The organism is Tritonibacter scottomollicae (genome assembly GCF_003003215.1).
GTDB lineage: Bacteria > Pseudomonadota > Alphaproteobacteria > Rhodobacterales > Rhodobacteraceae > Epibacterium > Epibacterium scottomollicae.
Genome location: NZ_PVUF01000019.1, coordinates 1 through 14,352, shown reverse-complemented (window position 1 = coordinate 14,352; position 14,352 = coordinate 1). Strand labels below are relative to the sequence as shown.

Genomic DNA, 14,352 nt, shown 5'->3' with positions numbered 1-14,352 from the left:
CAGGTTACAAAAAAAATTTTTGTCAGGCAAAAAAATTTTTGCACATTTCGAAAATTGTTTTATGCCTGATGCACCAACCACCGCGTCCGGGACCTCCCCGACGCAGAGTTTTCACGATGCCAGATCTCCCGCACGCCGGGGGTTTTGGGAGGAGAAATGGGGACCAGACCCTTGAATACAGCCGCGCCTTCGAACGCTGCGCTGAGGAAAACCGCCGGGGCAATCGGTGGGTTTATCATCGTCACGCTCCTGACCTTTGTCGGGTTGATGGCGATCACCTTCTTCATCGGCCGCGTGATTCCGATCGACCCGGTTCTGTCCGTGGTCGGCGACCGTGCCACTCAGGAACAATATGATGCGGTCCGCATTGCCATGGGCCTCGACCGACCGCTGATCGCACAGTTCATCACCTACGTCGGCGATGTCTTTCAGGGTGATCTGGGCCATTCGGTGTCCACCAACCGCCCCGTCGCCGAAGACTTGGCACGCGTCTTCCCGGCCACGCTGGAGATGGCGACGCTTGGCATTATCATCGGCGTCGGAATGGGGGTTCCACTGGGTGTCTGGGCCGCAGCAAGGCAGGGCACATGGGTGGATCAGCTGATCCGCGTCTTTGCGCTGCTTGGCTATTCGGTTCCCGCCTTCTGGCTCGGTCTTGTGGGTCTGGTCGTGTTCTACGCAGGCCTTGGCTGGGTCGGCGGTCCCGGGCGTGTCGATATCTTCTATGAAGGTTTGGTAGAGCCACGCACTGGCCTGCTGCTGGTCGATTCCCTGATCGCCCGCGACTTCGACGTGTTCTGGAGCGCGCTGGATCACCTGATCCTGCCTGCCACCATCCTTGGCTTCTTCTCGCTGGCCTATATCGCGCGGATGACGCGCAGCTTCATGCTGGATCAGCTTGGCCAAGAATATATCACCACCGCCCGTGTCAAAGGGGTTGCGGAATGGCGGGTGATCTGGACCCACGGCTTCCGCCCGATCCGAGTGCCTCTGATCACCGTGATCGGCCTCTCCTATGCCGCCTTGCTGGAAGGCTCGGTGATGATCGAGACGGTCTTTAGCTGGCCGGGCATCGGCAACTATCTGACTGTGGCGCTGCTCAATGCCGACATGAACGCCGTCCTTGGCGCCACATTGGTGATCGGGTCGGTCTTCATTCTCATCAACAAGCTGTCGGATGTGCTGTACCGCATTCTCGACCCGCGCAGCCGATAGGAGGGTGCCATGACAACGATGACAAACTGGCTGCTCGACGACTCCCCCAGCTCCCGCCTGCAGGCCTCCTTGGGTCACAGCTACCGTGTTACACGGATGCTGATGCGCAATCCGCTGGCCGTTGTGGGCGCACTGATCCTCTTGGTCCTGATCCTTGCGGCCATCTTTGCGCCGTGGATCGCGCCGCATAGTCCGCTGGGACAAAACCTCGGTCAACGCCTGCTGCCGCCTTCCGCTGCGCACTGGATGGGCACCGATGAACTGGGTCGTGATATTTTCAGCCGGGTGATCTACGGCGCGCGCATTACCTTGCTGATCGTTGCAATGGTGGCGGTGATCTCCGCCCCACTTGGCCTGTTGATCGGCGCCATTTCCGGGTACTTTGGCGGTTGGGTGGACAAGGCGATGATGGGCGTGACGGATGTGTTCCTGTCGATGCCAAAGCTGATCCTCGCGCTGGCTTTTGTCGCCGCGCTTGGACCGGGGATCGAAAACGCAATCATCGCCATCGCCATCACCTCCTGGCCAGCCTACGCGCGGATCGCACGCGCCGAGACGCTGACCTTCCGCAACTCGGAATTCATCTCGGCCATGCGCCTGCTTGGCGCCTCGCATACACGGATCATCACCGGCCATGTTCTGCCACTGTGTACCTCGTCGATGATCGTGCGGGTCACGCTAGACATGGCGGGTATCATCCTGACCGCCGCCGGTCTGGGCTTTCTTGGCCTTGGCGCACAGCCGCCGCTGCCGGAATGGGGCGCGATGATCTCGCGCGGGCGGGCCTTTATCCTCGATCAGTGGTGGGTCGCCACCATGCCCGGCTTTGCCATCATCATCGTCTCGCTTGGCTTCTGTTTCCTGGGCGACGGTCTGCGCGATGTGCTGGACCCCAAACAGGGAGGCAAATCATGAGCCATTCTCACCAATCAGAACAGGCTCCTCTCTTGGAACTGGAAAACCTGCGCGTCAGCTTTCCCACGCCACAAGGGCGCGTCGAGGTGGTCAAGGGCCTTTCCTTCACCCTGGGCCGTGAACGGCTCGGCATCGTCGGCGAAAGCGGGTCGGGCAAATCGATGACCGGCCGCGCGATCCTGCGACTGGTGCGCAGCCCGGGCCGTCAGCAGGCCGACAGGATGGTGTTTGACGGGATCGACCTGGCAGGGCTGTCGGAACGCAAGATGCGCGACCTGCGCGGCGCGCGGATCTCGATGATCATGCAAGACCCGAAGTTCTCGCTCAATCCGGTGATGACCATCGGCGCGCAGATCGCCGAGGCGCTCAAGACCCACGAGACCCTTGCCCGCCGCGAGATCAAATCCCGCGTGCTGGAGATGCTGCATTCCGTGCGCATCAACGATCCCGAACGGGTGGTGAACCTTTACCCGCATGAGGTTTCGGGCGGTATGGGCCAGCGCATCATGATCGCCATGATGCTGATCCCGCGCCCGGATCTGCTGATCGCGGATGAACCGACCTCAGCGCTGGATGTCTCGGTGCAGGCGCAGGTTCTGGACCTCATCGACGAGCTGGTGCGCGACAAGGGCATGGGACTGATCCTGATCTCGCACGACCTCAATCTTGTGGCGCGCTACTGCGACCGCATCCTCGTGATGCATGCAGGCGAAGTGGTCGAAAGCTGCGCGGCAGAGGACCTGCACAAAGCGACGCACCCCTATACCCAAGGCCTGCTGGCGGCGGTGCCACGGATGGAAGAAACGCGCGAGGAACTCCCCGTCCTCGACCGCAGCGCATGGAGCGGCACATGAGCGCGATCATTTTGAAAGATCTCGACATTTCCTATGGCCACACAAAGGTGGTTGAGGGCGTGAACATTGAGGTCGCCGAAGGCGAGAGCTTTGCTCTGGTCGGCGAAAGCGGCTCTGGCAAATCCACGATTCTGAAGGCCATCGCAGGCCTCGCCCCCGATTGGAGCGGCGAAATCTCGGTACTGGGACAGCCCCGCGGGCGGAGTGTCGATCAGGGCTTTGCCACCCGTTGCCAGATGGTGTTTCAAGACCCTTATGGATCGCTGCATCCGCGCAAATCCGTGGACACGGTGCTGAGCGAGCCGCTCAAGATCCACGGGCTTGGCAATCGCGATGCCCGTGTGATCGAGATGCTCGCAGCCGTGGGCCTCGATCAGCGGTTTCGGTTTCGCTACCCACACCAGCTTTCGGGCGGGCAGCGCCAGCGGGTCGCCATTGCGCGCGCCCTGATGTTGGAGCCCAAGGTGATGCTGTTGGACGAACCCACATCGGCGCTGGATGTCTCAGTACAGGCGGAGATCCTCAACCTACTGAAGAAGCTGCGCCGCGAGCAGGGGCTGACCTATCTGATGGTGACCCACAACCTGCCTGTCGTCAGCTTCATGTGCGACCGCATGGCCGTGATGAACAAGGGCCGCATCGTCGAGATTGCGCCCGCAACAGCGCTGCACGATGGCAGCTTCACCGACCCTTACACCCAATCCCTTTACGCCGCATCGGGCGGCAATCCAGACCGCAAGGACTAAGACATGACGGATACAAACACGGCGCGCCAGGATTTTGAAAAAGCGCTGTCAGAGGCCACCACAGAAGAACAGGCCTATGATGCGCTTTGCGCGCTGACCAAGGCCACAGTGGGCGCAAAGCTGTTCACTGTGATGACCGCGGACATGGACGCCATGCTCGCCCGTCGCGTCTACACGGATGATGCGGAAAACTACCCCACAACGGGCACCAAGGAAATCGAGATGAACCGCTGGTTCGAGCAGGTTCATGGTCGTCACGAGACCTTTGTCTCCAACACGCTGGCCGATATCGACACGGTATTCCCCGACGCGGAGCTGATCGGCAAACTCGGCTGTGGGTCCGTCATCAACTTGCCGGTGATCCTTGGGGGCAAGATGGTCGCCACGGTCAATTTCCTGCACGAAGAAGGCTACTACACACCCGAGCGCGTCGCACAGGCGCATGACGTCCTGACACTGCCGTCCATGGCGGCCCTGTCGATCACAAAGTGATCCCTTGAACGGATGAGGTGGCGCGATTTTCACGCGCCACCTCTCCTTTCGGCGGAATTGTTCCCCGGAACGCGCTCTACCGAAGAGCAGACACCTCCCCACCCAATTCCATCCGTCCAGACGCGAATGATCTGCGCACTCTTGCTCAGGCTTATCCCTTTGTGGTTGAACGTCTCTGTGAACCAATCAGCCTCATAACCTCGGCCTCCATGTAGCCAGTCGAGATTCGACAGGCCGATCAGCCGCGCCCGCGCTGCGTTATTGGACGCGAGAGACTTTGACGGTTGACAGAGCCTTTGCGAAACATGCCTTCTTCGGTCGCGGAGAAGTTGCATATTGATTGCAGGAGAAACCAAGTTATGCGCCTCGACAACCGATCAATCCGACGACGGAAGGGGGTCGGATTGGGTCTGCTTATGCTCGTCACAGTGTTTATTGCACTCAGCGCTGCCGGGCTTGTCTGGCCCCGCGCAGATGGACCAGAGGTTGTTGTCGTCGATTTCGACGTAGGCGCGCGGCCGGCCGCTGGATCTGACGCCATGATCGCGGTCGCTCTCAATTCGCTTCTGGATCACCCGACCACAATTGCCTTGATCACCGGTCACACTGGCGCGGACGGCGATGCACAGGCCAACCTTGCCCTGTCACGTAGCCGAGCTGATGTGGTCGCCACGGCCCTCGCCGATGCCGGGGTGCCGGCAGACCGGATCATCAGCCGGGGCGCGGGCGGCGCTGCCCCTCCCGATCCGCACGCAGGCGAGAGCGCGGCCTCACTGTCCAAGCGGACACGCCGGGCCGAAGTGCGCATTGTAGAGCGGCGCCTCCTTGGGGCACTGGGTGACGGATGATCGCGGCGGCACTCCATATCATTCCGGGCATCTTGGGCGCACTGACGGCCCTCTCCATCTATCTGCAGTTTAACCTCGCCAGCTGGCCACGAGAGGCCGAAGCCGCCTGCGCAATCGCGGCGGGCTGGCTGACCTTCGCCGTGGTGAACTGGGCCGTAGAGCAGATCCTGCGCCCAGAATCGCAGGCCGAGAACATGTTGGCGGACGCCGGTGTGGACAATGACTACAGCGCACTGCGCGCCGCGCAGTCCGTGCAGGAGGCACAGGCACGGTTCGCACGCATGCAGGTGGCAGGGGCCCGACGCCGCGAAGCCCTGAAGACCGCTTTGAGCGACTGCGAAGCGCGGTTCGAGGCGCTTTTTGCCGATATGCTTTCCTCGGTGGAAACCGCCCGCCGCGCCGATACCCTGCTGCGTCGCACCCTGCCCCGTGTCGAATCTGCCTTCATCGACTATTGTGCCTTCGCAGACAGAGGGGATGGGCTGGTGGACTCCGCTGATACCCGCGCGCGCCTGATTGCCGCCCTGCAGGATGCATCGGACGCAGCTCTGCGCGCACAGAAGTCCATTATCCAGACCTCGGCAGAGGAGGCGGAAGTCTCCCTACAGGTGCTGGAAAGCACACTGACACATTCACGCTGACGCGACTTAAAGGACGCTTTTATGAGACCTATTTTATTCATTGTTCCGGCCTTGGCGTCGCTTCTGGCGACAGGAGCGGTTGCACAGGATCTGGCGGTGCGCGATTGCCGCGCAGACAGTGCCAGCATCCTGCCCATGGTTCCGGCCGGGCATGACGCGATCACCGCACATGCCACGGACGATCTGCTTGGGCCCAGCATTTTTCAACGTCACTCCACCACCCGCGATGGCGTCGACTTCACGATCGAGACCCGCCGCTTCGATGATTATGACGCGCAGCTGCCCGCCTACCTCGGCTGCGAGACGCCGTATATGCGTGTCACCCATGCGCAGATGACGCTTCTGGCCGAACAAACCGAGGCGCAGGACAAGACGCGCATGGTGCCGGTCTTCTTCTACGGCTGGTCGAACGGCGCCGACGCGCTGGTCGCGCGCGATTTTGATGCGCTGAGCGACCTGTCCGGACGCGCCGTGGCGACGACGCCCGCCCGTCTGGATTTTGCGCTGCAACTGGCACTGGACGCGGAGACCATGCCCGACATCCGGCTGGTCGATACCCCCGCCGAGAGCTTTGCGCAGGACGCAGGGTTGCCCTTTGCCATCATGTCAACGCCGCGCGCCGAAGTACTGACCGCAGGCGGCGTCGGCACCGGGGCCGAAGGCTCTGTCGCCGGGGCACAACAATTGGTCACAACCACCTCGGCCAACCGGGTGATCGGCGATTTGCTGGTCGTACGCGCCGATTATCTTGAACAGAACAGTGACAAGGTCCGGGCCACCGTTCGGGCCCTTCTGAAGGCCGAAGAACTGTTCCGCGAGGACGCAAAGAAACAAGTGGTCGACTTTCAACGCGCCGCGGAAATGGTGCTGGGCGACGCCGCCCTTGAGGACGAGATGCAGACCCTTTGGCGCGGTGTTGAAACCGTCGGCCTGAACGGTCAGGTCGACTGGTCCACAGCCTCTGCGCCGCGTTCGTTCCGGTCGGTGGTCAACTCCGGCCAGACCGCCATGGTCAAGGCCGGCCTCATTCCCAGCGCGGTCGCGTTGACTGATCCGCCGCTGGATTACGCGACCCTCGGCGATAACATCTGGGACAAGCGCCGCGTCAAAGCCTCTGGTTTCGACCAGGATGCCGCCACCGCCGCGATCAAGGCCATGAGCAACGATGACATCGCGGAATCCACCATCGCTGCCGTCACGATCCTGTTCGAGCCCAACCAGGCTCAATTCCCCATCGAGGACTATCGCACCGCTTTCGAGGAAGCCCTCGATAAATCGCAGATCTACGCCGGTGCCATTCTGAGCATCGAAGCGCATTCCTCCTACCTTGGCTACCTCAAGGGGGTGCTGAAACAGGACTGGCCGCCGACCCGGCAAAAGCGCGAGCTGGCCTCGTTGCGCAATACGTCCACAGCGCGCGCGCTCGCAGTGCGCGATGCGCTGGTCGAGACCGCCGCGACGCTGGGCTATGACATTGACAACAGCCAGATCACAATCAATGGCCGCGGCATCGAGGATCCGCTCGGCGGGTTCTGCAACGATCTGCCCTGTCCGCCCAAGACCGAGGAAGAATGGCAGAACTCTCGCCGGGTCGTGTTCCGGGTGATTGGCATGGAATCCGAGGCGGAGGTCTTTACCCCGCTGAACGAGTGGTGAGGCAGCCATGACCTTGCACTCCAAAAACCTGATCCGCATATCGATCAGCCTTGCCGCCTGTCTTGTCCTGTCTGCCTGTTTCGAAGAGGAAGAGACACCCGCAGATGTGGCGCCCATTTCAGTTGCCGCGCTCGGCAACGCCGTCTGGCCAGCGAACGGAACGCGTGACGGCGACATCACGCCCGGCACGGCCACCGATCCCTTTGCGCAGAACAATATGATTGTGCTGGACATGTCCGGCTCGATGGCAAGCAAGGACTGCGCCGGAGATTACTTCAGCCGCGCCGACGCCGCCAAGGCGGCATTGCTGAGCTGGATCGCCGCCAATCCCGGCGACAACGTCGGCTTGGTGAGTTTCAGCGCCGAAGGCACCCGGCTCGACTTTTCGCTCGGGCGCGGGGATGAACACGCCCGCCAGGTTGTTGACCGGATCAAAGCCCTGGGCGCCGACGGCGGCACGCCGCTGCTCAGCGCGATGCAGATCGCCCGCCAGGAGCTGGAGAACCAGGCCGTTCGACAAGGTGGAACCGGCGCCTACCGCCTGATCGTCATCACCGACGGGCAGGCTTCCAGCGGCGAAAGCCCTGCCCCGGTTGTCGGTGCCGTGTTCGATAATCCCGCCAACATGATCGAGATTCACACCATCGGCTTTTGCATCGAGGGCGGACATAGCCTGAAAGATCCCACCCGCGTCTTTTATACCGACGCAAATTCCCCGGACGACCTGCGCGCTGGACTTGACGCGACCAGTGGCGAGGCCAGCGATTTCGATCCGGCGGACATCAATTTCGAGGAACTGGAACCATGATCCGCACATCCCTCTCGCGCCGGAGCATGCTGGCTGCCCTTGCCAGCCTCTCCGCAACACCTCTCGCGGCGCAATCGCTGGGCCGCCCGGATGTCGTGATCGGGTGGACGCCCTGGTCTGACGCCGAAGTGGTGACCAAGCTTGTTGCCCGCGTGCTGCACGACATGATGGACCGTGATGTCGAGCTGACCCTGGCCGACATCGAGGCCCAGTTCCGCACCCTCTCGCGCGGCGAGATTGACGTCATGCTGATGTCTTGGGAACCCGGATTGCACGCCGCCTATTTGCGCCGCTACGGCGACACGCTCGTGGACCTCGGCCCGCTTTACGAGGGCACCATCGGTCTTGCGGTGCCCGAATGGGTACCCGCCGACCTGATCTCCTCGATCGAGGATCTGCGCCGCCCCGAGGTGCAGGAGGCTCTTGGCGGGCGCATCGTGGGCATTGATCCCGGCGCCGGGTTGATGGCCACCACGCGTGACGCGATCCAGCAATACGGGCTGACGAACTACACGCTTGAAGAAGGCACAGGGCCGAAGATGGTCCGCGAAATCGCGCTGGCGCAGCGGCGCGACGCGCCCGTCGTTGTCACCGCCTGGCGTCCACATATGAAGTTCGCGCTCTATGGAATGCGCTATCTTGACGACCCCAAAGGGCTCTACTCCGGGGCCTCGACGATTCACGCACGCGCAAACACCGGGTTCCCCGAGCGCGCCCCTGATATCGCGGACATGATCGGCAGGATCGCACTAGAAATCACCGATATCGAAGAGATAATGGTCAACGCACGAGAGCAAGGGATCGACAAGGCGGTCCAGTCGTGGATCGAAGCCAACACGGCCAAGGTCGCAGACTGGCAACGCTGAGCGTGTCTGGTGCTAGTCTCTGATCAGCGCAGCGCGGCGATGGGCGGCGGGCTGACAAAGACACCTGCCGCCACCGTTATCGCAGTGCAGACCTGACCGCACAAACAAGACCGCGGCCCCCGTTTCCCAACGGAGGCCGCGTGTTGTAGCCGCGGACGGGCGCCAGACGATCCGCACTGCCGCGAAAGGCGACCTATTCCGCGGCTATTGCGCGCTCGGCATCAGATGGAGCGCTGAAGGGCGTCCATTTCAAGTCCCCGCAGTAGCGCCAGGCCAGTTTGCCTTCGTCATCCATGGCGATCAAATGCAGCCAACCGTTGTCGAACAGCTCGCACACGCCGGGATGACGCGCGAGAACATCGGTCATCGCCTCGCGCGGCGCCTCGATGATCACCGACAAGCGCAGCGGGTCGTGCTGGAAGCTGTTCCCATCGTGAACGGATTGCCATGGCAAACCCGGGCGCGGGGCACCATTGTTGCCTTCCAGAACGCCGATACCGCCCACCACATTATGCAGCAGCTTGTTGCCACCACCAAACAGGGACGGCGCCACGGTTGAGCCGTAATACTGCAGGCTGATCCAGCTGGCGACAACCACAGGGGCAGTCATAATCAGTTCAAGCACGCCGAACCCGTCATCGCGCCGCCAGTCGTAGTTATGCAGGAAGGCCTGCCCTGCCAGATCCGCCCCGTCGGTGCGATGGCGCGGCGCTGCGATGAAGGCCCGGCATCCAGCCAGCCCCCATTCGGGGCGTGTTTCGGCCCAGTCCCGCGCCCGCTGTGGGACGCTCGCGGCTCCAGTTGCGCGTGGCAGACGTTGCCCTCGCTCTGCACGGGCGAGGCTCCCGGCGGCGGCCAACCATTCCTTCAGCTGTCTGAACCCGCCGGTCGCGACACCCTGCGGCACATCCCCCTCATAGAGGGTGACCTCGTCGGTCGTTGTGTGGTGCATGGCGGGCAGGAACACCGTATCGACAGGGATCTCGATCCCAGCGTCCCGCAATCCAAGCTTTACGTCGTGATCATTCAACAGCCGTGCCAGAAGCCGGGCATTCACATCCCCCGCGTGTCCACCACAGGCGCCACAGTGCAATGCGCTTTCATGCGGATTGTTGGTTACATCGGCGCCGTGACCGGCAAGCAAGACAATCCGCGCAAAATTATCGGTCAGCGACATGGCCCTCAGCACTGACTTCGCAATCCCGATACGGGCGTCCAGGCTGATGGCCGGATCCAACTCGGGTGCAGGTTCGACCGTGGCCTGGCCGCCAAGGCCCAGCGCATCCCGAACCAGCTTCCCGGCATAAAGCGGCCCCGTCGCCTCCACAAAGGCGAAAGACGACACAGCGGCCAGCTTGAACCGGCCCCAGGCCCGCTTGGCCCGTGCGGTGTAGCGCCGATCAAGATCGGCCTGCGTGGGTTCCGCCGCCCGTGATGTCACGCCAGGTTGCAACAGCACCGGGCCGCGCCGTTCGGTCACATCCGAGCCGGCAATCTTGTGCGCGCTGGCCAGCCCGAAGAACCCGGCAAAGCCGATGGTCTCGATGTTCTTGTCCTGCGCTTCCAGCGCGCGACGGAAGACTTCGGACCGGACGTCGATACAGAAGGCCGCTTGCACATCCGGGCGCCCTTCGGCCCTGTGTGGTTTCCCCGGCAGCAGCCTGTCGGACAGGATACGCTGCTGTGCCCGTTCCGCCGCTTCCTGAAGTACCGCGTCGATAACAAGATCCCGCGACGGGCTGACAGGGGTCTGATGGGCGGCGACAACCTCCGCCCAACGCGCTGCGATCTGGTCTTCGTAGAGGTGAAACAATGCTTCGTCGAACACCATACGGATCGCCAGAAGCTCCGTGACGGTGCTTTCCTGAGCCCCCTCCAGCTCTGCCTGCCACAGCAGGTAGCGGCCATATTGCGCCCATCCGCCCAGCGTCATCAGCCAGCGATGGAAGGCGGTCGTCGCGGCATCGGTGGTCACGCCAAGCTGATCCGAAGCGCGGCCTATGGCGCGCCAATGCGAGCGGTTCGTTCCAGCGACAAAGGCACAAAACCCTGTCAGCCCCTGGATCTCGGGGGTCAGATCGCGCGAAGCAAATTCGCGCCAGGCGCTGAAGGGCCCGCCGGTACTGGACTGCTGCCAAAGAGCTTGCCCCTGATCAAAATGGCTGGCGGCCCATACGCCAATGCGATCTTCGATCAGCCCCGGCCAGTCTACGCCCGAAACATCCGCCGCCAATTCGGCCACGGTGGGCAGGGCCTTGGGGTCGGCTGTATCATTCTCCAGGGCAGTCTTCACGTCTTGCAGGCTCAGCGTATCGCCATCCCCTTTGACCGCAGACACTGCGTCCAGCAGATCCGTATCGGTGATTTCACCTGCCCGCAGCTTGTCGGCCCAATGGGCGCGTGACGGTGTAATCCGGGCGCCGCCCACCCGCGCCAAACGCGCAGCGGTGGCGGCCAGCGTCTCGCCTGTCTGACCAAGGAACGGGTTCACCGCAACGTTTGAGGACAGCGGGAACAGCGGTGGAATCGCCTTGGCGGCTGTGTTGGCCTCGAAGACAAGCTCAAGCAGGGCGGCGGGATAGGACTCGAGTTTTGTATGCATCAGGAGTGTTCCTTTTCAGGCTTCGGACCGCTTGGACCAACCGTCCAAGAGCTTGTCGCAGATCGCATTCGCATAGAGACCGTTGGTCAGATGAACGCGCAATCCGGCTGCTGCGGGGTGCGAAGCCCACAGCGGGAAAGTCGCCTGGGCCACCGCGACAAGGCCAAAGCTCCCAAGCGCCAGAAGGATCAACGCCCATTCCAGCGGGCCCGGCTCAGGGGTTGGGGGCAGGCTGCCTGCGGTCAGATACAGGGCGACGACCTGCAGCGCGAAATAGCTGACCGATGTGACCAGCGCATAGATCACGGTGCGTCGCATCAACGCGAGGGGCGCCGCATCGGCAAAGCCCTGCGCCAGAAGGTAGGCGACGCCGAAGATCAGGATCACGCCCAGGGCGATGGCCTGAACCGACTTTTCGTCAAACCCGAGCACGGCACCGACAAGAGCGTAGATCACGATGGCACTCGCAAAGGACTGCAGGACGTTGCGCGCACTGGGCACGGCGATCGGACCGGGACGGCTGATCGCGGCGACATTGCGCACCGCCTCGCCCGAGCTGAGAAACGCATGGGCCTTGTAGAGCGAGTGTGCCACGATGTGCAGCAACGCCAGTGGGAACAGCGCCAGTCCGCATTGCATGATCATAAAGGCCATTTGCGCGATGGTAGACCATGCCAGCGACGTCTTGACCGCAGGCTGTGTGAGCATCACCAGACCACCGAACAACGCCGTAAAACCGCCCAGCATGACCAGCAGCGCCATGACGCCCGGCGCCAGAAGCATCACATCCGCAAAGCGGATCAAGAGGAACCCGCCCGCATTGATCACGCCCGCATGCAGCAGGGCGGATACCGGTGTCGGGGCTTCCATCACTTCGGTCAGCCAGCCATGCATCGGAAACTGCGCCGATGCCAGAACGGCCGAGAGAGCGATCAAAAGCGCCGCCCCCGTGGTCAGCCAGGTGGTCTGGGCGTTCGCGAGAATGGTCTGGATGTCGGTGGTTCCTGTTGCGGCAATCAGCAGAAGGATCGCCCCCGCCAGCGCGCCTTCGCTCAACCGTGCGACAAGGGCTTTCTTGCGGGCGGCACGCCGCGCTGTTGCCCGCTCTGGGTAGAACAACAACAGCCGATTCAGCGACAGGCTGGTCAGTGTCCAGGCGGCCAAGAGTTGCACGAGGTTACCCGCCATCACCAGCAGCAGCACCGCCGCCAGTGTCACCGACATCCAAGCGGTGAATGCCCCTTGGCGGGCCTCGCCATCCATGTAGGTCCTGGAATACCGCATCACGACCCAGCCGATGAAGCTGACCAGCACCAACATCACCGTACTCACCACATCGAGCCGTACGGACAGGCCAACGCCAGCAAGTCCGATCAGCGCCGAGGTGCCCGCGCCTTTCATCACGAGGAGCGTCGCGGCGAGCACCGCGATCAAAAAGGCACCGAACGCCGCCATCTCTGCCAACTGCGCCACCCGCCCCGGGCGTTTACCGGGATGTCGCGCGGCATGAAGCGCAGCCAGAAGAAGCAGGAGCGGACTGAAGAGAGGCACGAAGAGATAGAGCATGATCGGGATCCATTGATTTTCGTGGTCAAAGACCTTTGCCCCTGCCTAGGCGAGAAGGGTTGGCAAGAAAAATTCATTGTCCTTCATAAATCGTTCTAATAAATAGAACTATATGCCGTTGAACTATCATCACCTGCGATATTTCTGGGCCGTTGCGCATGAGGGGAACCTGACGCGCACGGCACAGCGTTTGAACCTGTCTCAGTCCGCCCTGTCGGTTCAGATCAAGCAACTGGAAGACCGTCTGGGCCACGCACTGTTCGAACGACGGGGGCGACAACTGCATCTGACCGAAGCCGGGCGGATCGCGCTGGACCATGCGGACGCCATTTTCTCAACGGGGCAAGAACTGGTCGCCACGCTCACGGGGCCGGTACAGAACCGCAAGGCGTTGCGCGTCGGCGCGCTGGCAACCTTGTCGCGCAACTTTCAGATCGGTTTTCTAAGGCCGATTTTGTCACGCCTGGATGTGGAAGTCATTCTGCGCTCTGGCAGTCCCACAGAATTGCTGGAAGGACTGGGCTCACTCAATCTCGATATGGTGTTGATGAACCGCCCGCCACCAGACGACAGCCTGACCCCATATGAAACACACCAGATTGGACAGCAGGACGTCAGTATCGTCGGCACCCCGGACCGGATCGACCCCGATAGCCCGATCAGGGAGCTTCTCCTCGACCAGCCCTTTATCCTGCCCACGACCGACAGCAGCGTGCGCACCGCGTTCGACGCTATGGCGAGCCGTTTGTCAGTGCGGCCGCAAATTGCCGCGGAAGTAGACGACATGGCCATGATGCGCCTTATGGTACGAGAGGATGTCGGGCTTGCGCTTGTCGCGCCGATCGTCGTGAAAGATGAACTGAGCTCCGGCCGCCTCAAAGAAGCCAAGGAGCACCCGTTGATCAAGGAAACCTTTTTCGCCGTCACGCTTCGGCGCCGGTTCCCGAACCCCCTGGTCCAGGACCTTCTTGAACGCAGTACCGGCGCCGCATTCTTATCCTGAAACGGGCGTTGCTGGGCAGTATTCTAGAACGCGACGGCTCTGTTGCACAAATCCTTTGAGGGATTCATCTCGTGAATCCAGCGTGGTAGCTGGGCTGCATGAGCAGACCGACACCCCCAACCTACAAGACCAGAAACTGG

Annotated in this window: 13 protein-coding genes; 11 read left to right on the top strand and 2 right to left on the bottom strand. The window is 62.1% G+C overall.

The annotated features are described in order from the left end of the window. Positions 1–156: 156 nt before the first annotated feature. The 10 genes from CLV89_RS19465 to CLV89_RS19420 all read left to right on the top strand — a co-directional run bounded on the left by CLV89_RS19465 (position 157) and on the right by CLV89_RS19420 (position 9,041). Positions 157–1,215: an ABC transporter permease gene (locus CLV89_RS19465; protein WP_243395088.1), complete on the top strand. Its 1,059-nt coding sequence runs from the start codon at positions 157–159 to the stop codon at positions 1,213–1,215. Positions 1,216–1,224: 9 nt separating this feature from the next. After that, positions 1,225–2,130, top strand: a complete 906-nt coding sequence (locus CLV89_RS19460; RefSeq protein WP_106165325.1) for an ABC transporter permease — start codon at positions 1,225–1,227, stop codon at positions 2,128–2,130. Next, a complete protein-coding gene (locus CLV89_RS19455) occupies positions 2,127–2,984 on the top strand; it encodes an ABC transporter ATP-binding protein (RefSeq protein WP_106165324.1) in 858 nt (285 codons plus the stop codon). The genes CLV89_RS19460 and CLV89_RS19455 overlap by 4 nt, the downstream gene beginning before the upstream one ends. Continuing rightward, a complete protein-coding gene (locus CLV89_RS19450) occupies positions 2,981–3,730 on the top strand; it encodes an ABC transporter ATP-binding protein (RefSeq protein WP_106165323.1) in 750 nt (249 codons plus the stop codon). The genes CLV89_RS19455 and CLV89_RS19450 overlap by 4 nt, the downstream gene beginning before the upstream one ends. A gap of 3 nt (positions 3,731–3,733) precedes the next feature. Beyond that, the gene (locus CLV89_RS19445) at positions 3,734–4,222 is read left to right on the top strand and encodes a GAF domain-containing protein (RefSeq protein WP_106165322.1); all 489 of its coding nucleotides are present in this window, start codon (positions 3,734–3,736) and stop codon (positions 4,220–4,222) included. A gap of 539 nt (positions 4,223–4,761) precedes the next feature. Next, entirely contained in the window at positions 4,762–5,070 is a 309-nt protein-coding gene (locus tag CLV89_RS22670) for an OmpA family protein (RefSeq protein WP_165798159.1), read from the top strand. Further along, positions 5,067–5,711 carry a hypothetical protein gene (locus tag CLV89_RS19435; protein WP_106165320.1) on the top strand — a complete coding sequence of 215 codons (645 nt, stop codon included), beginning with the start codon at positions 5,067–5,069 and terminating at the stop codon, positions 5,709–5,711. Before CLV89_RS22670 ends, CLV89_RS19435 begins: the two co-directional genes overlap by 4 nt. A 21-nt stretch (positions 5,712–5,732) precedes the next feature. Continuing rightward, positions 5,733–7,367 (top strand): hypothetical protein, encoded by a 1,635-nt coding sequence (locus CLV89_RS19430; RefSeq protein WP_133166759.1) that lies wholly within the window; start codon positions 5,733–5,735, stop codon positions 7,365–7,367. 7 nt (positions 7,368–7,374) lie between these two features. Continuing rightward, positions 7,375–8,175, top strand: coding sequence for a vWA domain-containing protein (locus CLV89_RS19425; RefSeq protein ID WP_106165318.1), 801 nt, complete (start codon positions 7,375–7,377; stop codon positions 8,173–8,175). After that, positions 8,172–9,041: a glycine betaine ABC transporter substrate-binding protein gene (locus tag CLV89_RS19420; RefSeq protein ID WP_106165317.1), complete on the top strand. Its 870-nt coding sequence runs from the start codon at positions 8,172–8,174 to the stop codon at positions 9,039–9,041. Before CLV89_RS19425 ends, CLV89_RS19420 begins: the two co-directional genes overlap by 4 nt. Positions 9,042–9,234: 193 nt before the next feature. Here CLV89_RS19420 and CLV89_RS19415 read toward each other — a convergent pair whose 3' ends face one another. Together CLV89_RS19415 and CLV89_RS19410 are read right to left on the bottom strand one after the other, a co-directional pair. Beyond that, positions 9,235–11,643 carry a YbcC family protein gene (locus CLV89_RS19415; RefSeq protein ID WP_106165316.1) on the bottom strand — a complete coding sequence of 803 codons (2,409 nt, stop codon included), beginning with the start codon at positions 11,641–11,643 and terminating at the stop codon, positions 9,235–9,237. 15 nt (positions 11,644–11,658) lie between these two features. Continuing rightward, on the bottom strand, positions 11,659–13,209 hold the full coding sequence (locus CLV89_RS19410) for a proton-conducting transporter transmembrane domain-containing protein (RefSeq protein ID WP_106165315.1): 1,551 nt from the start codon (positions 13,207–13,209) through the stop codon (positions 11,659–11,661). Between the two features lie 112 nt (positions 13,210–13,321). Here CLV89_RS19410 and CLV89_RS19405 point away from each other — a divergent pair, with 112 nt between their 5' ends. Then, entirely contained in the window at positions 13,322–14,212 is an 891-nt protein-coding gene (locus CLV89_RS19405) for a LysR family transcriptional regulator (RefSeq protein ID WP_106165314.1), read from the top strand. Positions 14,213–14,352: the final 140 nt, after the last annotated feature.